The following is a 20,380-nucleotide window of genomic DNA, read 5'->3' on the forward strand; positions in this document are numbered from 1 at the left end:
CGTCATGTCTATAGATGGCATTGTGCCCACTACTTTAACGGCAGTGACCCTGATTTTCTGAGTGATTTGCTAAGGTTTTTTTGACGCCGCATTACTGACTACTATCCGGCCAACCAGCAATGCACGGTTCCCCCATCAAAGGTCGTTATAAAAGACGGGAGAACTGCCCTCGACCGTGTTTTTTTCACCAAAGTCGAGTTGAAAAAAAACCGCCACTCCCGAAGGAGCAGCGGTTTTTTCAGAAGGCTGCGTTAAGGCTTAGTAGCCCAGTGCGAAGTCTTCTTCTTTCATGTCCATCAGGTTGTTGGCGCCCGACAGCATGGTTGCAACGTGAGTGCGGGTACGCGGCAGGATGCGCTGGAAGTAGAAGCGCGCAGTCTGCAGCTTGGCGGTGTAGAACGCCGTTTCGGTGGTGCCGGCTGCCAGTTTCTCGGCCGCCAGACGTGCCATGTCAGCCCAGAAGTAGGCCAGGCAGGCGTAACCGGAGTACATCAGGTAGTCCACGGAAGCCGCGCCGACTTCTTCGCGGTCTTTCATGGCTGCCATACCGACCTTCATGGTCAGCTCGCCCCATTCTTTGTTGATTGCAGCCAGCGGTGCGACGAATTCCTGAACGGCTTCGTTGCCTTCGTTGGTCTGGCAGAACTTGTGGACGATCTTGGTGAAGCCTTTCAGGGCCTCGCCTTGAGTCATCAACACTTTGCGGCCCAGCAGGTCGAGTGCCTGGATGCCGGTGGTGCCTTCGTACAGCATCGAAATGCGGCTGTCGCGAACGTTCTGCTCCATGCCCCACTCGGCGATGAAGCCGTGGCCGCCGTAGATTTGCACGCCGTGGTTGGCGGATTCGAAACCGACTTCGGTCATGAAGGCTTTGGCGATTGGCGTCATGAACGCCAGCAGTGCGTCGGCTTTCTTCTTCTCTTCTTCGTCCACGCCGTACTTGACGATGTCGACTTGCTTGGCGGTGAAGTAAACCATTGCGCGGTTGCCTTCGGCGAACGCTTTCATGGTCAACAGCATGCGACGAACGTCAGGGTGCACGATGATCGGGTCGGCGGCTTTTTCCGGCGCTTTCGGGCCAGTCAGGGAGCGCATTTGCAGACGATCGCGAGCGTATTTCAGGCCGCCCTGGAAACCGATTTCGGCGTGGGCCAGGCCTTGCAGCGCAGTGCCCAGACGTGCGGTGTTCATGAAGGTGAACATGCAGTTCAGGCCTTTGTTCGCCGGGCCGATCAGGAAACCGGTGGCCGCGTCGAAGTTCATCACGCAGGTGGCGTTGCCGTGGATGCCCATTTTATGTTCCAGGGAGCCACAGGACACGGCGTTGCGCGCACCGATCGAACCGTCTTCGTTCGGCATGAATTTCGGAACGATGAACAGCGAGATGCCTTTGGTGCCAGCCGGTGCATCCGGCAGGCGAGCCAGCACGATGTGGACGATGTTGTCGGCCATGTCGTGTTCACCGGCCGAGATGAAGATCTTGGTGCCGGAGACTTTGTAGGAACCGTCGGCCTGAGGTTCGGCCTTGGTACGCAGCATGCCCAGGTCGGTGCCGCAGTGCGGTTCGGTCAGACACATGGTGCCGGTCCACTCGCCGGAAACCAGTTTGGTCAGGTAGGCGTGTTGCTGCTCAGGCGTGCCGTGCTCGGAAATGGTGTTCATCGCGCCGTGCGACAGGCCCGGGTACATGCCCCACGACCAGTTGGCCTCGCCAACCATTTCGCTGACTGCCAGACCCAGAGACTCCGGCAGGCCCTGGCCGCCGTGCTCTACGTCGTGGGCCAGGCTTGGCCAGCCGCCTTCAACGAATTGCTTGTAGGCTTCTTTGAAGCCGGTCGGGGTTTTAACGCCGGACTCGCTCCAGGTGCAGCCTTCGGTGTCACCCACGCGGTTCAGCGGAGCCAGTACCTGCTCACAAAACTTGGCGCCTTCTTCGAGAATGGCGTCAACCATGTCCGGAGTTGCGTCCGAGCAAGCCGGAAGGCTCTGATAGTGCGCTTCGTAGCCGAGCAGTTCGTCACGAACGAAGCGAATATCACGCAAGGGGGCCTTGTAGTCAGGCATAGCGATAAACCTCTGCTGATGTAACCGGGAATGAACGACCGCGTTGATTTGTTGTGACGGTCAAACAGTTGTTTGAAACATACGTTTACGCCCAAATCTTGTCAAGCGCCGATCTTTTGCCGTTCGGCTTCACTCCCCGCGCAAAGCTGCACACGCGACAACGCAACGCCGTTGACTGAGCAACACGTCCTGCAGAAAAGTTTAGTTGGGAGAGAAGGACTTACACACAAAAACGCCGCGAAGGGTCGCGGCGTTGGCAGAGCGGTTTCAGCAGATGATCAAGCGAATGTGTCGATCAGCGTACCGAGCATTTCATCGGAAGCTTTGGCAACTTTGACACCGGCCTCGACCTGAAACTTGCCCTGAGCCATCTCGACCATGTTGCTGGCGAGGTCCGACTGCTGGCTGCGATCGACCGAGCGCAGGCGATTGACCTGAGCATCGGAGGACTGGCTGGTCACCGAACGCTCGACCGAATTGTTGGCAATCTGGCCCGAGGCTTGATCGACACGGTTCTGCCCCGTCTGAATAGTGCTCAGACCAGCATAAAAAGCGGTACTTCCTGAGATTTCCATGGGAGAACTCGTCCTACAAAGGATCAACAGCGGCCATTGAACCAGACCCGCCTGCAAAAGGCCCGACAAAAACACTAATGGCACAGTGCCTTGTCATAGGTAAAACCAGTGCTTGAAACCTCAGTCCAGCAAATCCAGCTGAAGGTGTTCCGCCACCGCCTCTGCCGTCACCACCTTGAGTTTCGGTACGCGCCCCAGGCACGGCGCGGGGATCCGCTCGGCCAGCGTGGCCAGGTTTTCTTCATGGCGCGCGGTCTTGGCATCGATGATGTTGGCCACCCAACCCGCCAGTTGCAAACCGTCCCGGGCAATCGCCTCGGCCGTCAGCAGCGCATGGTTGATGCAGCCCAGCCGTACGCCGACCACCAGAATCACCGGCAGATCCAGCGCCATGGCCAGGTCCGACAGGTTGTCCTGATCCGCCAGCGGCACGCGCCAGCCGCCAGCGCCTTCAATGAGGGTGAAATCTGCCTGCATCTCCAGAATCTGCTGCATTGGCGTCAGCAACGATTGCACCGTCAACGCGACGCCGGCCTCGCGCGCCGCCAGATGCGGAGCGATGGCAGGTTCGAAGGCCACCGGGTTGACTTGTGCATACGTCAGCGGCACCGAACATTCCGCCAGCAGCGCCAACGCATCGGCGTTGCGCAAACCCTTGGGCGTCACGTCGCAACCGGAGGCTACCGGTTTTCCCGCCGCCGTACTCAGGCCGGCCAACCGCGCGGCATACAGCAAACCCGCAGCCACGGTGGTCTTGCCGACATCGGTGTCAGTCCCGGTGATGAAATACGCTGCGCTCATAAGGGTTTCTCCAAAACGGCGTACACCACTTGATAAGTCGCCGGCAGGCCTTGGGCCTGACGAAACTGCTCATACGCCTCGACCAGGCCGAGGATCCGTGCCCTGCCGGTCAAACCACCCGGCCGACCGGGGTTCAGATTGTGCGCGCCCAGCGCCTTGAGTTCATGAGTCAGGCTGCGCACATCCGGATAATGCAGCACGTGAGGACGGGTTTGCAGACTCGCGACCTTCAAACCGCTGGCCGCACACAGGTGTTGATAAACCCCGAACTCGCGGAAGCGGTTGACGTGCACCATGCCATCCACCTGACGCCAACTGTCTCGCAGCTCAAACAGTGTGCCCACGCACAGACTAGCAAACGCAAACATTCCGCCGGGTTTCAGCACACGATGGGCTTCACTGAGCACCGACGCGAAGTCCGCGCACCACTGCACCGCCAGGCTGGAGAAGATCAGATCACAGGTCGAATCCTGCAATGGCAACCGCTCGGCATCCCCGGCGATGAAGTGCGTGGCCCCGCCCAATGGGCGCGCGTGATTGAGCATGCCTTCGGCGATGTCCAGTGCCACGCCGTGACCGCCAGGAAAACGCTCACCCAGCACACGACTGAAATGCCCGGTGCCACAGCCCAGGTCCAGCCAGCGACCGGGCACGAAATCGTCCGGCAAACGGCTCAACAACTGGCTGCCGACGTCACGCTGCAATTCGGCCACGCTGTCGTAGCTGGCCGCCGCGCGGGAAAAGGACGCCGCCACCTGGCGTTTGTCCGGCAGGCCGCCGGGCAGGCTGGGAAGGGATAAATCAGTCATCACCGGACTCATGCAAAAAGGCCTGGATCGCCCCCGCCACACCGTGAGGGTCTTCCAGAAGAAACGCGTGGCTGGCCTGTTCAATCAGACCGATTTCGACATCCGGCAGCAACGCCAGCAAGTCCCCCGCCGCTTCGGCCGGAACCAGTCCGTCAAGGCCGGCGAACAGGTGCAACTGCGGACCGCGAAAGGCCTGCAACGCCTGGCGGGTATCCAGTTGTGCCAGCAACTCCAGGCCGCTCATCAACACCGCAGCAGAGGCGTTTGGCGCACCACCGAGCAGCAGCCGCGACAGCCCGCGCGGGTCTTCGGCGCCTTGTGCGCACAGCAGCGAAAAGCGTTTCAAGGTCATGCGCGGATCGGCATTGCAGCCTGCCAGAAACGCATCAAACGTCTCGCCGGGCATCGCGCTCGGCCACTGTTCATGGGCAACAAAAGAAGGATTGCTCGCCAGGGTCAGCAAGCCGCAGCAACGATCACCGCGTCGCGCCGCCAACTCGGAGGCAAGCATGCCGCCGAGCGACCAGCCGCCAAGCCACGCATCCTGAGGCACGGCCGAGTCGAGTTCGTCGAGCCATTCTTCAAGATCGCTGGACTCCAGATCCGGCAACGGTTCGATCTCGACGCGCAGGTGTTCGTCCAGCCCCTGCAACGCAGCCGCCAAGGGTTCCAGCGGAGAAATCCCGAGGCCCCAGCCGGGTAGCAGAATCAGGCGATTACGCATGGCTTGGCTCCGGTCCCAGTTGTTGAAAACAATCGGCCAGTCCATTTAACAATAGCTGCACCTGCGCCTCGCTGTGCGCGGCGGTCAGGGTTACCCGCAGCCGGGCGCTGCCGGCGGGCACGGTCGGCGGACGAATCGCCGTGACCATCAAGCCGCGTTCGCGCAGCATCTGCGACAGTCGCACCGCACGCCCGGCGTCGCCGATCATGATCGGTTGAATGGGCGTGAAGCTGTCCATCAACTCCAGGCCGATCTGCTCGGCGCCGCGGCGGAACTGACGGATCAGCGTTTTCAGATGGTCACGCCGCCAGTGTTCGCTGCGCAGCAATTCCAGGCTTTTCAGCGTCGCACAGGCCAGGGCCGGCGGTTGGCTGGTGGTGTAAATGTAGGGACGGGCGAACTGGATCAGGCTCTCGATCAGCTCTTCGCTGCCGGCGACGAACGCGCCCGCCGTCCCGAACGCCTTGCCGAGGGTGCCGACCAGCACGGGCACGTCTTCCTGGCTCAGGCCGAAATGCTCGACGATCCCGCCGCCATTGGCACCCAGCGGACCAAAACCGTGCGCGTCATCCACCATCAGCCACGCACCTTTGGCCTTGGCTTCTCGGGCCAGCGCTGGCAGGTCGGCGATATCGCCGTCCATGCTGAACACACCGTCGGTGACCACCAGCGTATTGCCGGTGGCTTTCTCGAGACGATTGGCCAGGCTCGCTGCATCGTTGTGCAGATAACGATTGAAGCGCGCGCCGGACAACAAACCGGCATCGAGCAACGAGGCGTGATTGAGGCGGTCTTCGAGCACTGTATCGCCCTGCCCGACCAACGCGGTGACCGCACCGAGGTTGGCCATGTAGCCGGTGGTGAACAGCAACGCGCGCGGGCGGCCGGTCAAGTCAGCCAGCGCTTCTTCCAGCTCGTGATGTGGCGTGCTGTGGCCGATGACCAAATGCGAAGCGCCGCCGCCGACGCCCCATCGAGAAGCCCCGGCGCGCCAGGCCTCGATCACTTGCGGATGATTGGCCAGGCCCAGGTAATCGTTGTTACAGAACGCCAGCAACGGCTGGCCATCGACCACCACTTCCGGGCCCTGAGGGCTTTCGAGCAAGGGGCGTTGGCGATAGAGATTTTCGGCACGACGGGCAGCAAGGCGTGCGGCGAGATCGAAAGACATGCAGGCCTCGCAAGTAAGGAAAACATACATAACCTGTAGGAGCGAGGCTTGCCCGCGAAGGGAACGCCGCGGCCTGACTGAACGACCGCAGTGACTCTTTCGCGGGCAAGCCTCGCTCCTACAGGGTTTCGCGTTGGTTAGACGGCGGCGTTGTAGAACTGCTCGCTGCTCTTCTGCTCCACCAGCGCCTGTTCGATGGCGGCCTGATGCACCTCGTCGGCGTGCTCCTCGCGCGCTTCCGGCAGGATGCCGAGGCGCGAGAACAGTTGCATGTCCTTGTCGGCCTGCGGGTTGGCGGTGGTCAGCAGTTTGTCGCCGTAGAAAATCGAGTTCGCGCCGGCAAAGAACGCCAGGGCCTGCATCTGCTCGTTCATCGCTTCACGGCCGGCGGACAGGCGCACGTGGGACTTCGGCATCAGGATGCGCGCCACGGCGAGCATGCGGATGAAGTCGAACGGATCGATGTCTTCGGCGTTTTCCAGCGGCGTACCGGCGACTTTCACCAGCATGTTGATCGGCACCGATTCCGGATGCTCCGGCAGGTTGGCCAGCTGGATCAACAGGTTGGCGCGGTCATCGAGAGACTCGCCCATGCCGAGGATGCCGCCGGAGCAGATCTTCATCCCCGAATCACGCACGTAGGCCAGGGTTTGCAGGCGCTCGCTGTAGGTGCGGGTGGTGATGATGCTGGTGTAGAAATCCGGCGAAGTGTCGAGGTTGTGGTTGTAGTAATCGAGGCCGGCCTTGGCCAGTGCTTCGGTCTGCTCTTGATCGAGACGACCGAGGGTCATGCAGGTTTCCAGGCCCATGGCCTTCACGCCTTCGACCATCTTCAGCACGTAGGGCATGTCTTTGGCCGACGGGTGTTTCCACGCCGCGCCCATGCAAAAACGGGTCGAACCGATGGCTTTGGCGCGAGCGGCCTCTTCGAGGACCTTCTGCACTTCCATCAGTTTTTCTTTTTCCAGGCCGGTGTTGTAGTGACCGGACTGCGGACAATATTTGCAATCTTCCGGGCAGGCGCCGGTCTTGATCGAGAGCAGCGTGGAAACCTGGACGCGGTTGGCGTCGAAATGCGCGCGGTGCACGGTCTGCGCCTGAAACAGCAGGTCATTGAATGGCTGAACGAAGAGTGCTTTGACTTCGGCCAAAGACCAGTCATGACGCAGGGTTGCAGAGGTGCTGGCGCTCATGGGCGTTTCCTTTGTTTTATGCTGGGCAAGCGGTCGGGGGACGGAATACCCACAGACGCGACACGGATGTTCGGCATATTTAAGGAAGAGCGATGCGCTGTCAACCACGATACGAAGGACCGGTTTACATCTGGTTAAAAAACAACCAGCCCTGTTTGCTCTGCGACGAGACAGCCGAAGAAGCCACGCCGATCTGCATGGCCTGCGAAACCGAGCTGCCCTGGCTCGGCGATCACTGCCAGACCTGCGCCCTGCCATTACCTGCGGCGGGCCTGACGTGCGGCCAGTGCTTGCAGCAACCGCCGCCTTTCGAGCAAGTCATTGCCCCGTGGACCTACGGTTTTCCGGTCGACAGTCTGATCACCCGATTCAAGCACAGCGCGAAGTGGCCGTATGGTCGCCTGCTCGCCGAACTTCTTGCTCAATACCTGCAACATCGCTTCGATGAAGGGTTGGAACGGCCAGATGCGTTGGTCCCCGTTCCGCTCTCCGCTAAACGTCTGCGTCTACGGGGTTTCAACCAGGCCGCGATGCTGGCCCGCTGGTTGAGCGCCAGCCTGGATATCCCCTGTGACGAACAGCTGCTCAAACGGATTCAGGACACCAGCGCGCAACAGGAGCTGAAGGCCGATGCGCGCAGGAAGAACCTGCGTAACGCTTTCGCGCTGATGCCCGGAGCACTGATCAAGGGCCGTCACCTGGCGCTGGTTGACGACGTACTGACCACCGGCGCCACGGCCCAGGCATTGGCTCGATTGTTAATGGATGCGGGCGCAGCGCGAGTCGACGTCTACTGCCTGGCCCGAACACCCAAACCCGGCGACACCGCCTGACCCTGTGGGAGCGGGCTTGCTCGCGAAGACGGACTGTCATTCAACAGAGATGTCGACTGAACGGACGCTTTCGCGAGCAAGCCCGCTCCCACAAGGAACGTGGCCCGACTTGACTCCCGGGCTTCCAGCCGCCAACGTCCTCACCATCATCACCCGCCAAAGCGTCTCGCCATGTCCTTGCCTACGTTGTTGTCCCAGCACATTGTCCGTCGCCCGCAGCGCATCGCTTTGCTGCAACACATCGCCGAACAGGGCTCGATCACTCGCGCCGCGAAAAGCGCGGGCCTGAGCTACAAAGCTGCATGGGATGCCATCGACGAGCTGAACAACCTCGCGCAGAAACCGTTGGTGGAGCGCAGCGTCGGCGGCAAGGGCGGCGGTGGCGCCAAGCTGTCCAGCGAAGGCGAGCGCGTTTTGCGTCTGTATCAAAAGCTGCAAACGTTGCAGACGCAGGTGTTGGAGGCCGCCGAAGACGCCAGCGACCTCAACCTGCTCGGCCGCCTGATGCTCAGAACCAGCGCGCGCAATCAATTGCACGGCAAAGTCGTGGAAATCGAAGCTCAGGGACGCAACGACCTGATCCGCCTGGAACTGGCTGAAGGCTTGATCCTCGTGGCGCAGATCACTCACGACAGCACCCTGCGCCTGGAACTGCAAATCGGCACCGAAGTCGTTGCCCTGATCAAGGCCGGCTGGCTCGACCTGTTGGGTATCGATGACGAGGCAACGCCTGGACACAATTGCCTGACCGGCACCCTTGAAGAAATCCTCGACGCCGAAGACGGCCCGAGTGAAGTGCGCATCGGCCTGCCCAATGGCCAGACGCTGTGCGCGCTGGCCGAACCGCTGCACTTGCGAACCCACGCTCTGGCCACCGGCAAAGCGCTGCGGGTGCAATTTTCCCCCTCCAATGTGCTGCTCGGTACACCGCTCTGAAACACAAGCGTCATTAACGCGCTTTAAGGTGACTGCAAAAACCAGCAGGGAGCCTGATGTGAGCCTATTAGAAGACAACCAATCCACTGACCTCGAGCAAATGGTCGGCCTCAGCCGTCGTGGTTTCATCAGCGCGGGCGCCCTGTGCGGTGCCGCGATGTTCCTCGGCGGCAACCTGCTGAGCCGCAGCGTGCTCGCGGCCAGTGTCAGCGCAGGCACCAGCAAACTGTTGGGTTTCGACAGCATCCCCGCCGCCACCAGCGACGCAATCACCCTGCCACCGGGCTACAAGTCTTCGGTGCTGATCAGCTGGGGCCAGCCGCTGCAAAAGAACGGTCCGGCATTTGATCCAAGCGGCAACGGCAGCGCCGAGCAACAGGAAGTCCAGTTCGGCGACAACAACGACGGCATGAGCCTGTTCGAATTTCCGGGTGAGAAAGACCGGGCGCTGATGGCGATCAACAACGAATACACCAACTACCGCTACCTCTACCCGCACGGCGGCATGCCGCAATCGGCCGAAGAAGTGCGCAAGGCGCTGGCTTGCGAAGGCGTGTCGGTGATCGAGGTGCAGCGCAAGAACGGCCAATGGCAATTCGTTCAGGGCTCGCGCTACAACCGCCGCATTCACGGCAACGCACCGATCAGCCTCAGCGGCCCGGCCGCCGGCCACGCGCTGGTGAAAACCAGCGCCGACCCGCACGGCAAGAACGTGCTTGGCACCTTCCAGAACTGCGCCAACGGCAAGACGCCGTGGGGCACCTACCTGACCTGTGAAGAGAACTTCACCGACTGCTTCGGCAGCAGCAATGCCGAGCAGAAATTCGACGCCGCGCAAAAACGCTACGGTGCAGTGGCGACCAGTAAAGAGATCAACTGGCATCAACACGACGAGCGCTTCGACCTGGCGAAGAACCCCAACGAACTTAACCGTCATGGCTGGGTGGTGGAAATCGACCCGTTCGATCCGACATCGACACCGGTCAAGCGCACCGCGCTGGGCCGCTTCAAACATGAAAACGCGGCCCTGGCCGAAACCCATGACGGCCACGCCGTGGTGTACATGGGCGACGACGAACGCGGCGAGTTCATCTACAAGTTCGTCAGCCGCGACAAGATCAACCACAAGAACCCGAAAGCCAACCGCGACCTGCTGGACCACGGCACCTTGTACGTAGCGCGTTTCGACGCGGGCGACGGCAATGCCGATCACCCGAAAGGCCAGGGCGAGTGGATCGAGCTGACCCACGGCAAAAACGGCATCGACGCCAGCAGCGGTTTTGCCGATCAGGCCGAAGTGCTGATTCATGCACGCCTCGCCGCCACGGTGGTGAAAGCCACGCGCATGGACCGTCCGGAATGGATCGTCGTCAGCCCCAAGGACGGCCAGGTCTATTGCACGCTGACCAACAACGCCAAGCGCGGTGAAGACGGTCAGCCGGTGGGCGGGCCGAACCCGCGCGAGAAGAACGTCTACGGGCAGATTCTGCGCTGGCGCACCGACCGTGATGATCACGGCTCGAAAAGCTTTGCCTGGGATCTGTTTGTGGTCGCCGGCAATCCGGGTGTCCATGCCGGCACGCCGAAGGGTGGTTCGTCGAACATCACGCCGCAGAACATGTTCAACAGCCCGGACGGCCTGGGTTTCGACAAGGCCGGACGGTTGTGGATCCTGACCGATGGCGATTCGAGCAACGCCGGTGATTTTGCCGGCATGGGCAACAACCAGATGCTCTGTGCCGACCCGGTGACCGGTGAGATCCGCCGCTTCATGGTCGGGCCGGTGGGTTGCGAGGTGACGGGGATCAGCTTCTCTCCGGACCAGAAGACGCTGTTTGTCGGGATTCAGCATCCGGGGGAAAACGGTGGCTCGACGTTCCCTGAGCATTTGCCGAACGGCAAGCCGCGGTCTTCGGTGATGGCGATTTCCCGCGAAGACGGCGGGATCGTCGGCGCCTGATCGGGCCTCTTCGCGGGCAAGCCTCGCTCCTACAGGGAAATGCATTCCAAATGTAGGAGCGAGGCTTGCCCGCGAAGGCGTCAGCCCAAACAACACTCATCTCAACCCCAACCACTAAAGACGGCCCGTCTGCGCTACCATGCTTGGCCGGACGCGGCAGCCTGCTGCGCGCAGGAGTCAGCATGGCCCACCCGTTTGCAACCCTCACCCCAGACCTCGTGCTCGATGCCGTCGAAAGCATCGGCTTTCTCAGCGACGCGCGCGTTCTGGCGCTCAACAGCTACGAGAACCGTGTCTATCAGGTCGGCATCGAAGACTCCGAACCGCTGATCGCCAAGTTCTACCGCCCGCAGCGCTGGACCAACGAAGCGATTCTCGAAGAACACCAGTTCACCTTCGAACTCGCCGAGTGCGACGTGCCGGTGGTGGCGCCAATGATTCACAACGGTGCCAGCCTGCACGAACACAACGGTTTCCGTTTCACCCTGTTCCCCCGCCGTGGCGGCCGCGCACCGGAGCCGGGCAATCTCGATCAGCTGTATCGGCTGGGCCAACTGCTCGGTCGCCTGCACGCCGTCGGCTCGACCAAACCGTTCGAACACCGTGAAGCCCTGGGCGTGAAGAACTTCGGTCATGCCTCGCTGACAACCTTGCTCGAAGGCAACTTCATCCCCAAAAGCCTGCTGCCGGCCTACGAATCTGTCGCCCGTGATCTGCTCAAGCGTGTGGAAGAGGTCTACAACGCCACGCCGCACCAGAACATCCGCATGCACGGCGATTGCCACCCCGGCAACATGATGTGCCGCGACGAGATGTTCCATATCGTCGACCTGGACGACTGCCGCATGGGCCCGGCGGTGCAGGACATCTGGATGATGCTCGCCGGTGACCGTCAGGAATGCCTGGGGCAGTTGTCGGAATTGATGGACGGCTACAACGAGTTTCACGATTTCGACCCGCGGGAGTTGGCGCTGATCGAACCGCTGCGCGCGCTGCGCCTGATGCATTACAGCGCGTGGCTGGCACGCCGCTGGGATGACCCGGCGTTCCCGCACAGTTTTCCGTGGTTCGGGACGGAGCGGTATTGGGGTGATCAGGTGTTGGCGTTGCGCGAGCAACTCGCCGCCCTCAACGAAGAACCCCTGAAACTGTTCTAACCCTTTGTAGGAGCGAGGCTTGCCCGCGAAGAACGATAACGCGGTTAGCCAGATACACCGCGTAATCGTTCTTCGCGGGCAAGCCTCGCTCCTACAAAAAAAAACACATGTCTATACAATCCCTTCTTTGTTAGCTGCCTAAGCAAGGATTCTGCATGCAAGCCGCCAACCCCCGTCGCGGGTACATCCTGGGCCTGAGTGCCTACATCATCTGGGGACTTTTCCCGCTCTACTTCAAGGCCATTGCCAACGTGCCCGCCGTGGAGATCATCATCCATCGCGTGCTCTGGTCGGCGCTGTTCGGCGCGTTGCTGCTGATGGTGTGGAAGCATCCGGGCTGGTGGCGCGAGTTGCGTGACAACCCGAAACGGCTGGCGATCCTGGCCTTGAGCGGCACGCTGATCGCGGCCAACTGGCTGACGTACGTCTGGTCGGTGAACAACGGGCGCATGCTTGAGGCCAGTCTCGGTTACTACATCAACCCGCTGGTGAACGTGTTGCTGGGGATGTTGATCCTCGGCGAACGGTTGCGGCGTATGCAGTGGATCGCCGTGGGACTGGCGGCGGTCGGCGTCGCGCAACAGGTGTGGCAAGTCGGCAGTTTGCCGTGGGTGTCGCTGGTGCTGGCGTTGACGTTCGGCTTCTACGGATTGATCCGCAAGCAGGCGCCGGTCAAGGCGCTACCGGGCCTGGTGGTGGAAACCTGGATGCTGGTGCCGATTGCCATCGCCTGGCTGCTGTTCAATCAGACGGCTGTCAGCGCCCAACCCGAATTCTGGACCACGTCCGAAGCCTGGTGGCTGGTCGCCGCGGGTCCGGTAACGCTGGTGCCGCTGGTGTGTTTCAACGCCGCCGCACGGCATTTGCCCTACACGACACTCGGATTTCTCCAGTACCTGGCGCCGACATTGGTGCTGTTGCAAGCCGTGCTGCTGTTTGGCGAGCATCTGTCGTCCAGCACATTGGTCGCCTTCATCTTTATCTGGGCAGGCCTGGCGGTTTACAGCATCGATGCGTGGATAAGTCTGCGCCGCCGCAGCTGATCAAAAATCGTACAAACCTCTGCAGGCCACGCTTCTCGTGGCCTGCATCGATCCTTCCCAAGGTTATCCACAGCGTGATCCCCGGCGTTTGTGCGCAACTTGTTGAAACTGATGGTTTTTTGATCAGATCTTGAAGAAGCCCGGCCGGCGTGGGCTGGCGGGCTGTCTCTACAGGTTATCCACAGGCAGGTGCACGTATAACTTGGATAACCCTGTCAGGGGTCGCTGCGCAATACCAACTCCACCATCAAATCGTCCGCCAGGGTTTCCAGGCGCGACTGCAACACGTCCAGCGACAAGGTCAGCGGCACCGCAAGAATCGCTTCGGCGTGGAACAACGGCTCGCTGCTCATAGGCGCCGGACGCACTTCCGTCACCAGCCGCTCCAGGTTGACCCCTTGCTCACTCAACAAACGCGTGATGTCGCGCACGATCCCCGGACGATCATTGCCGACCAGTTCCATGGCAATCGGTTTCCAGGTGCAGGATTGTTCGATGCCGCTTTCGGCGATCAGCACGCGAATGCCATGGACGGACAACGCCTGTAAGGCATCGACCAATTCGTCGTAGGCCTCGGCCGGCACGCCCACCCGAAGAATCCCGGCAAACTGCCCGGCCATGCGTGACATGCGGCTTTCCAGCCAGTTGCCGCCGTGCTCGGCAATGCACTGGGCGATGCGCTCGACCTGCCCAGGTTTGTCCGGTGCGAAAACAGTGAGTACGAGGTGGTCCATGGCGCAGCCCTCTTTTGTTGTAGAAAGAGAAGTATAGGCAAGGGATGTTGCTGCGCTGAATCGGCCGACGCCTTCGCGGGCAAGCCTCGCTCCTACAAGACCTGCGCCATCCCTGTAGGAGCGAGCGGTGCGGCGATCCGACTTGCCCGCGAATGGATCACCACCGATGAACCTGCCAAAAAACAAATCGTGTACAACTTCTTATATTTAACTGGAACAATCTCATACTTTTTTGAGAACATCCCTATCCCCGACGTGACTGCAATGCGTCACGGGGTCGCAGAACGACGTAATTAGTCTAATTTTCACAACCGCAATTCATCATGTAGTATGCCGCAGCGCGCACTACATAACGTTGGATCGATGTCTGCCACAGGCGCGGTCGCAGCCCTGAAAGCCCTATCAGCAAGGCCTCAACGCCGTTGATCGGTTCCATCCCAGCCGCCCGAAATGGCATGTACTGGTGGAAGGGGTTTGTGGTTTAAATAGCCAGAGGCTTCATTGTTAATTTGAAGAGCTGAAAAGCGAAATAGCTGAGCAGAGTGAGGCAAGCAATGACTGAACACGTTCAAGTCGGTGGCCTGCAGGTCGCCAAAGTCCTGTTCGACTTCGTGAACAACGAAGCCATTCCCGGAACCGGCCTCACCGCCGATAAATTCTGGGCCGGTGCCGACAAGGTCATTCACGACCTGGCGCCGAAGAACAAAGCCCTACTCGCCAAACGCGATGATTTCCAGGCTCGTATCGACGGCTGGCACCAATCCCGTGCCGGTCAGGCGCACGACGCCGTGGCTTATAAGGCCTTCTTGCAAGACATCGGTTATCTGCTGCCAGAAGCGGCCGATTTCCAGGCAACGACGCAAAACGTCGATGACGAAATCGCCCGCATGGCCGGCCCGCAGCTCGTGGTGCCGGTGATGAATGCGCGTTTCGCGCTCAATGCTTCGAACGCCCGCTGGGGTTCGCTGTATGACGCGCTCTACGGCACCGACGCCATCAGCGAAGCTGACGGCGCGGAAAAAGGCAAAGGCTACAACAAGGTTCGCGGCGACAAGGTGATTGCCTTCGCCCGTGCCTTCCTCGACGAAGCGGCGCCATTGGCTGCCGGCTCCCACGTCGACTCCATCGGCTACAAGATCGTCGGCGGCAAACTGGTGGTCGCCCTCAAAGGCGGCAGCAACAGCGGCCTGCGCAACGACGCTCAGCTGATCGGTTTCCACGGTGATGCCGCTGCACCGACCGCGATCCTGCTGAAAAACAACGGCCTGCATTTCGAAATCCAGGTCGATGCCAGCACCCCCGTCGGCCAGACCGACGCTGCCGGCGTCAAAGACATCCTGATGGAAGCTGCACTCACCACCATCATGGACTGCGAAGACTCCGTCGCCGCTGTCGATGCCGATGACAAAGTGGTGATCTACCGCAACTGGCTCGGCCTGATGAAGGGCGACCTGTCGGAAGAAGTCTCCAAGGGCGGCAAAACCTTTACCCGCACCATGAACGCCGACCGCACCTACACCGGCGTTGATGGCAAGGAACTGAGCCTGCACGGTCGTTCGCTGTTGTTCGTGCGCAACGTCGGTCACCTGATGACCATCGACGCGATCCTCGATAAAGATGGCAACGAAGTACCGGAAGGCATTCTCGACGGCCTGGTGACCTGCCTGGCGGCGATCCACAGCCTCAACGGCAACAGCTCGCGCAAGAACAGCCGCACCGGTTCGGTCTACATCGTGAAGCCGAAGATGCACGGTCCGGAAGAAGCTGCGTTCACCAACGAGCTGTTCGGTCGTATCGAAGACGTGCTCGGCTTGCCGCGTAACACCCTGAAAGTCGGGATCATGGACGAGGAGCGCCGCACCACGGTCAACCTCAAGGCCTGCATCAAGGCCGCCAGCGAGCGCGTGGTGTTCATCAACACCGGTTTCCTCGACCGCACGGGCGATGAAATCCACACCTCCATGGAAGCCGGCCCGATGGTGCGCAAGGCCGACATGAAGGCTGAAAAGTGGATCGGCGCCTACGAGAACTGGAACGTCGATATCGGTTTGAGCACCGGCCTGCAAGGTCGCGCACAGATCGGTAAAGGCATGTGGGCGATGCCCGACCTGATGGCGGCGATGCTTGAACAGAAAATCGCTCACCCATTGGCCGGCGCCAACACTGCTTGGGTGCCGTCGCCAACGGCGGCTGCGCTGCACGCGCTGCACTACCACAAGGTCGACGTGTTCGCCCGTCAGGCCGAACTGGCCAAACGTGCACGCGCCTCGGTGGATGACATCCTGACCATCCCGCTGGCGGTCAACCCGCAGTGGACCGCGGAACAGATCAAGAACGAACTGGACAACAACGCCCAGGGCATTCTCGGTTACGTGGTGCGCTGGATCGACCAGGGTGTTGGTTGCTCGAAAGTGCCGGACATCAATGACATCGGCCTGATGGAAGACCGTGCCACGCTGCGTATCTCCAGCCAGCACATCGCCAACTGGTTGCGTCATGGCATCGTCACCGAAGCGCAAGTGATGGAAAGCCTCAAGCGCATGGCGCCGGTGGTTGACCGTCAGAACGCCAATGACGCGCTGTACCGTCCGCTCGCACCGAACTTCGACAGCAACATCGCCTTCCAGGCGGCGGTCGAACTGGTGGTTGAAGGCACCAAACAGCCGAACGGCTACACCGAGCCGGTTCTGCACCGTCGTCGTCGCGAGTTCAAGGCTGCCAATGGCCTGTAACCGAGCGTTGATGCCGTGACAAAAAAAGGCCCTGATCTTCGGATCAGGGCCTTTTTTGTTTGCTTGAGATCAGTGGTGCTGCCTTCGCGGGCAAGCCTCGCTCCTACAGGGTTTACGTTGTTCGTGAGTAACGCACTATCCTGTAGGAGCGAGCGATGCGGCGATCCGACTTGCCCGCGAAGGCGATCAAATGGGCAACAGATAGCCTGGATCAGGGCGCCATCCCGAGCTCATGCTTGACCAACCCCAGCAACTTGCCGGTATCGATCGGTTTAAGCAAAAAATCCACCACGCTCAAATGCATGGCGGCAATCGCGTCCTTCACGTCGGCATCGCCGGAAACGATGATGATCGGCATCGCCGCGCGGACCGATTCGCGCACCTTGCGGATCAAATCCAGGCCATCCATATGGCCCATCCGCAGATCAGTAATCACCAGGCCTATCGAGGGTTTCTCCGCCAGCATCTTGAGCGCGGTTTCACCGCTGGCTGCGGTCATGCAACGAATACCATCCAGACCAAGAATCTCCGACAACAGCTCGCGCGCATCTTTATCGTCATCGACGATCAGCACCCGTTGCGGCGGCAAGTCGGGTTCCAGCATGACGGCACTCAGCGCCTCGCGCTCGGCGTCACTCAAAATATCGTGGTCGGACATGGTTTTCTCTAAGTTTCCAATATCATTCCCTAGCACAGTGGTGAGACATCACTAAGCGGGCCGTCAATGTGCACTTCGTCGGATTTATTTCCTATAGGGGGAAGGATAGGTTCTTCCCAAGATTGTGTAAGGCATTTCCGAAATTTCATCGCCGCAAGGCCCGACCTAGACTTACGTCCAATGGGCACCCTGCGCGCAGGGGCCGACCATGACTGAGTCACCCGACAACAACAATTCATAAAAGACTGCGGTAATGGTTATGAGTAAAGCGGACGCCTTCACACAGGCAGGGAAAACCGCGGTATTGCAGAACATCCAGGGCACTTTGCAATTCCTTCAGCGCTTCCCGCCCTTCAATCAAATGGAACACGCTCACCTGGCGTACCTGGTTGAACAATGTCAGCTACGTTTTTATGCCCCCGGCGAGAGCATCATCAAGCCCGCCGATGGCCCGGTTGAGCATTTCTACGTCGTCAAACAGGGCCGGGTCGTGGGTGAACGTCCCCACACGGCCAAGGGCGGCACGGAAACCACCTTCGAAATCACCACCGGCGAATGTTTCCCCCTCGCCGCGTTGCTGGGTGAGCGTGCGACGCGCACCGAACATCTGGCCGCCGAAGACACCTTTTGCCTACAGCTGAACAAGCTGGCGTTCATCAAACTGTTCGCACTTTCCAACGCGTTTCGCGACTTTGCCCTACGCGGCGTGAGCAGTTTGCTGGACCAGGTCAACCAGCAAGTCCAGCAAAAAGCCGTGGAAACCCTCGGCACCCAATACTCGCTGAATACCCGTCTGGGCGAACTGGCCATGCGTCACCCGGTGACGTGCAGCCCGACCACGCCGCTGCGGGAAGCGGTCACCCTGATGCACGAGCAGCAGGTCGGCAGCATTGTGGTGGTCGATGAACACAAGGCGCCGTTGGGTATTTTCACCCTGCGCGACCTGCGCCACGTGGTGGCCGAAGGCATCAACGACTTCAACGAATCCATCGAACGGCACATGACCCAGGCGCCGTTTTTCCTGACGCCGGACCACAGCGCCTTCGATGCCGCGATTGCCATGACCGAGCGGCACATCGCCCACGTCTGCCTGGTCAAGGACCAGCGTCTGTGTGGCGTGGTCTCGGAGCGCGACTTGTTTTCCCTGCAACGGGTCGACCTCGTGCATCTGGCGCGAACCATCCGCAGCGCCCAGCGCGTGGAAAACCTGGTGGCGCTGCGCGGCGAGATCGGTCAATTGGTCGAGCGCATGCTGGCCCACGGTGCGTCCTCGACCCAGATCACCCACATCATCACCCTGCTCAACGATCACACCGTGTGCCGGGTGATCGAACTGACCCTCGCCGAGAAAGGCGACCCGGGCGTACCGTTCAGTTGGTTGTGTTTCGGCAGCGAAGGCCGCCGCGAGCAGACGCTGCACACCGACCAGGACAACGGCATTCTGTTCGAAGCGCGGGACGCCGCGCACGCCGCCGAGATTCGCGGCAAGTTGCTGCCCATCGCTCAGCAGATCAACCAGAGCCTGGCGCTCTGCGGTTTCACCCTGTGCAAAGGCAACATCATGGCCGGCAACCCCGAGCTGTGTTTGTCCCGGGCCGAATGGGCGCGGCGTTTTGCGGCGTTTATTCGCGAGGCGACGCCGGAAAACCTGCTGGGTTCGAGCATCTATTTCGACCTGCGCGTGGTCTGGGGCGACGAGCAAAGCTGCGAGCAGTTGCGTCGGGGGATTCTCGATCAGGTTGCCGACAATCGATTGTTCCAGCGAATGATGGCCGAGAACGCCCTGCGCAACCGTCCACCCGTAGGGCGTTTCCGCGAGTTTGTGCTGGCGCGCAAGAATGGTGAGAAAGCCACGCTGGACCTGAAAGTCCAGGGCCTGACCCCGTTTGTCGACGGCGCCCGACTGTTGGCCTTGGCCCATGGCATCGAGGCGAACAATACGCTGGAGCGCTTTCGCCAGTTGGTCGATAAAGAAGTCATTGATCGACAGGACGGTGCGGCGTACGAAGAGGCGTATCACTTCATTCAGCAAACCCGCATGCAGCAACATCAGCTACAGACCCGGGAGAATTTGCCCTACTCCAACCGGGTCGATCCCGACAGCCTCAATCATCTGGACCGACGCATCCTGCGTGAATCCCTGCGCCAGGCCCAACGCCTGCAAAGCAGCCTGACCCTGCGGTATCAGCTATGAGCCTGTTTTCATGGCTGCGCCCGGCAGGGCCGATGCTGTCCGGGGACTTGCAGCAACGTCTGCAACGTTTGCCGGCGCGGGCCGAGCTCAGAGAATGCAGCCTGCGCGAGCAGCGCTGGGTGGTGCTGGATCTGGAAACCACGGGGTTGAACCTGAACAAGGACCGGGTGCTGTCCATCGGGGCGGTGGTGATTGAGGACGGGGCAATCGACTTCAGTCAGCAGTTCGAACGCACCCTGCAATGCGCGGACATGAAAGTGGCGCCGAGCGTGTTGATTCACGGCTTGGGCCCGAGCGCGATTGCCGCCGGCAGCGATCCGGCGCAGGCGTTGGTCGAGTTCATGGAGTTTGTCGGCGACAGCCCGGTGCTGGCGTTTCATGCGCCGTTTGATCAGCACATGCTCGGCCGCGCACTGAAAGATCATCTGGGCTACAAGTTGCAGCATCCGTTTCTGGATGTGGCGGATATCGCCCCCCTGCTCTGCCCTCAGGCGCACATTCGCGAGGCGGGGCTGGATGAGTGGATCGACTGGTTCAAGCTCGAGGTGTTCGAACGCCACAACGCCAGTGCCGATGCGCTGGCGACCGCCGAACTGGCGCTGATCCTGTTCAGCCGCGCGCGGCAGCAGCAGATTCATAGCCCGTTGAATCTGCAACAGCGGTTGAGTCAGTGGAAGCGCAGGCAGCGGGTGCCTTCGTTCTGAATTTGTAGCGACTGTCCCGACGCCATCGCTGGCAAGCCAGCTCCTACAGGGTTTGTGTTGCCCGCCGATTCCGTGAGCGACACAACTCCTGT

17 protein-coding genes are annotated in these 20,380 nt (G+C 60.7%); 8 read left to right on the top strand and 9 right to left on the bottom strand.

What is annotated here, in order from left to right; all coding sequences use genetic code 11:
• Positions 1-258: 258 nt before the first annotated feature.
• From ACM6IO_RS29440 to bioB, 7 genes are all read right to left on the bottom strand, one after another.
• On the bottom strand, positions 259-2,064 hold the full coding sequence (locus ACM6IO_RS29440; protein ID WP_008024212.1) for a phenylacyl-CoA dehydrogenase: 1,806 nt from the start codon (positions 2,062-2,064) through the stop codon (positions 259-261).
• 278 nt (positions 2,065-2,342) lie between these two features.
• Positions 2,343-2,639: a hypothetical protein gene (locus ACM6IO_RS29445; RefSeq protein ID WP_008024213.1), complete on the bottom strand. Its 297-nt coding sequence runs from the start codon at positions 2,637-2,639 to the stop codon at positions 2,343-2,345.
• A gap of 120 nt (positions 2,640-2,759) precedes the next feature.
• Entirely contained in the window at positions 2,760-3,440 is a 681-nt protein-coding gene (bioD, locus tag ACM6IO_RS29450) for a dethiobiotin synthase (protein WP_414912691.1), read from the bottom strand.
• On the bottom strand, positions 3,437-4,249 hold the full coding sequence (gene bioC / locus ACM6IO_RS29455) for a malonyl-ACP O-methyltransferase BioC (RefSeq protein WP_414912692.1): 813 nt from the start codon (positions 4,247-4,249) through the stop codon (positions 3,437-3,439). Before bioC ends, bioD begins: the two co-directional genes overlap by 4 nt.
• Positions 4,242-4,973 carry an alpha/beta fold hydrolase gene (locus tag ACM6IO_RS29460; protein WP_008035901.1) on the bottom strand — a complete coding sequence of 244 codons (732 nt, stop codon included), beginning with the start codon at positions 4,971-4,973 and terminating at the stop codon, positions 4,242-4,244. The genes bioC and ACM6IO_RS29460 overlap by 8 nt, the downstream gene beginning before the upstream one ends.
• The gene (gene bioF / locus ACM6IO_RS29465) at positions 4,966-6,144 is read right to left on the bottom strand and encodes an 8-amino-7-oxononanoate synthase (protein ID WP_414912693.1); all 1,179 of its coding nucleotides are present in this window, start codon (positions 6,142-6,144) and stop codon (positions 4,966-4,968) included. The genes ACM6IO_RS29460 and bioF overlap by 8 nt, the downstream gene beginning before the upstream one ends.
• A gap of 137 nt (positions 6,145-6,281) precedes the next feature.
• Positions 6,282-7,337, bottom strand: a complete 1,056-nt coding sequence (gene bioB, locus ACM6IO_RS29470) for a biotin synthase BioB (protein ID WP_008024223.1) — start codon at positions 7,335-7,337, stop codon at positions 6,282-6,284.
• A 92-nt stretch (positions 7,338-7,429) separates the two neighbouring features.
• Between bioB and ACM6IO_RS29475 the strand changes: the two genes are divergently transcribed.
• From ACM6IO_RS29475 to rarD, 5 genes are all read left to right on the top strand, one after another.
• Complete coding sequence (locus ACM6IO_RS29475) at positions 7,430-8,170, top strand: ComF family protein (RefSeq protein WP_414912694.1); 741 nt, start codon at positions 7,430-7,432, stop codon at positions 8,168-8,170.
• Between the two features lie 171 nt (positions 8,171-8,341).
• Complete coding sequence (locus ACM6IO_RS29480; protein WP_414912695.1) at positions 8,342-9,106, top strand: TOBE domain-containing protein; 765 nt, start codon at positions 8,342-8,344, stop codon at positions 9,104-9,106.
• A gap of 58 nt (positions 9,107-9,164) precedes the next feature.
• Positions 9,165-11,066 (top strand): PhoX family protein, encoded by a 1,902-nt coding sequence (locus ACM6IO_RS29485; RefSeq protein ID WP_192227613.1) that lies wholly within the window; start codon positions 9,165-9,167, stop codon positions 11,064-11,066.
• A 182-nt stretch (positions 11,067-11,248) separates the two neighbouring features.
• The gene (locus tag ACM6IO_RS29490) at positions 11,249-12,223 is read left to right on the top strand and encodes a serine/threonine protein kinase (RefSeq protein ID WP_008034976.1); all 975 of its coding nucleotides are present in this window, start codon (positions 11,249-11,251) and stop codon (positions 12,221-12,223) included.
• Between the two features lie 155 nt (positions 12,224-12,378).
• On the top strand, positions 12,379-13,266 hold the full coding sequence (gene rarD, locus ACM6IO_RS29495; protein WP_192227612.1) for an EamA family transporter RarD: 888 nt from the start codon (positions 12,379-12,381) through the stop codon (positions 13,264-13,266).
• Between the two features lie 215 nt (positions 13,267-13,481).
• Here rarD and ACM6IO_RS29500 read toward each other — a convergent pair whose 3' ends face one another.
• A complete protein-coding gene (locus ACM6IO_RS29500) occupies positions 13,482-14,000 on the bottom strand; it encodes a glycine cleavage system protein R (RefSeq protein ID WP_008045141.1) in 519 nt (172 codons plus the stop codon).
• A gap of 554 nt (positions 14,001-14,554) precedes the next feature.
• On the opposite strand from ACM6IO_RS29500, the gene ACM6IO_RS29505 reads away from it, so the two are divergent.
• Positions 14,555-16,732 (top strand): malate synthase G, encoded by a 2,178-nt coding sequence (locus ACM6IO_RS29505; RefSeq protein WP_008045142.1) that lies wholly within the window; start codon positions 14,555-14,557, stop codon positions 16,730-16,732.
• A gap of 211 nt (positions 16,733-16,943) precedes the next feature.
• Here ACM6IO_RS29505 and ACM6IO_RS29510 read toward each other — a convergent pair whose 3' ends face one another.
• Entirely contained in the window at positions 16,944-17,390 is a 447-nt protein-coding gene (locus ACM6IO_RS29510; RefSeq protein WP_414912696.1) for a response regulator, read from the bottom strand.
• Positions 17,391-17,643: 253 nt separating this feature from the next.
• On the opposite strand from ACM6IO_RS29510, the gene ACM6IO_RS29515 reads away from it, so the two are divergent.
• Both ACM6IO_RS29515 and ACM6IO_RS29520 read left to right on the top strand, forming a co-directional pair.
• Positions 17,644-19,584, top strand: coding sequence for a putative nucleotidyltransferase substrate binding domain-containing protein (locus ACM6IO_RS29515; protein ID WP_414912697.1), 1,941 nt, complete (start codon positions 17,644-17,646; stop codon positions 19,582-19,584).
• Entirely contained in the window at positions 19,581-20,288 is a 708-nt protein-coding gene (locus ACM6IO_RS29520) for a PolC-type DNA polymerase III (protein ID WP_414912698.1), read from the top strand. Before ACM6IO_RS29515 ends, ACM6IO_RS29520 begins: the two co-directional genes overlap by 4 nt.
• Positions 20,289-20,380: the final 92 nt, after the last annotated feature.

Origin of the sequence: Pseudomonas sp. IT-P44 (assembly GCF_949768225.1) — a bacterium.
Classification (GTDB): domain Bacteria; phylum Pseudomonadota; class Gammaproteobacteria; order Pseudomonadales; family Pseudomonadaceae; genus Aquipseudomonas; species Aquipseudomonas migulae.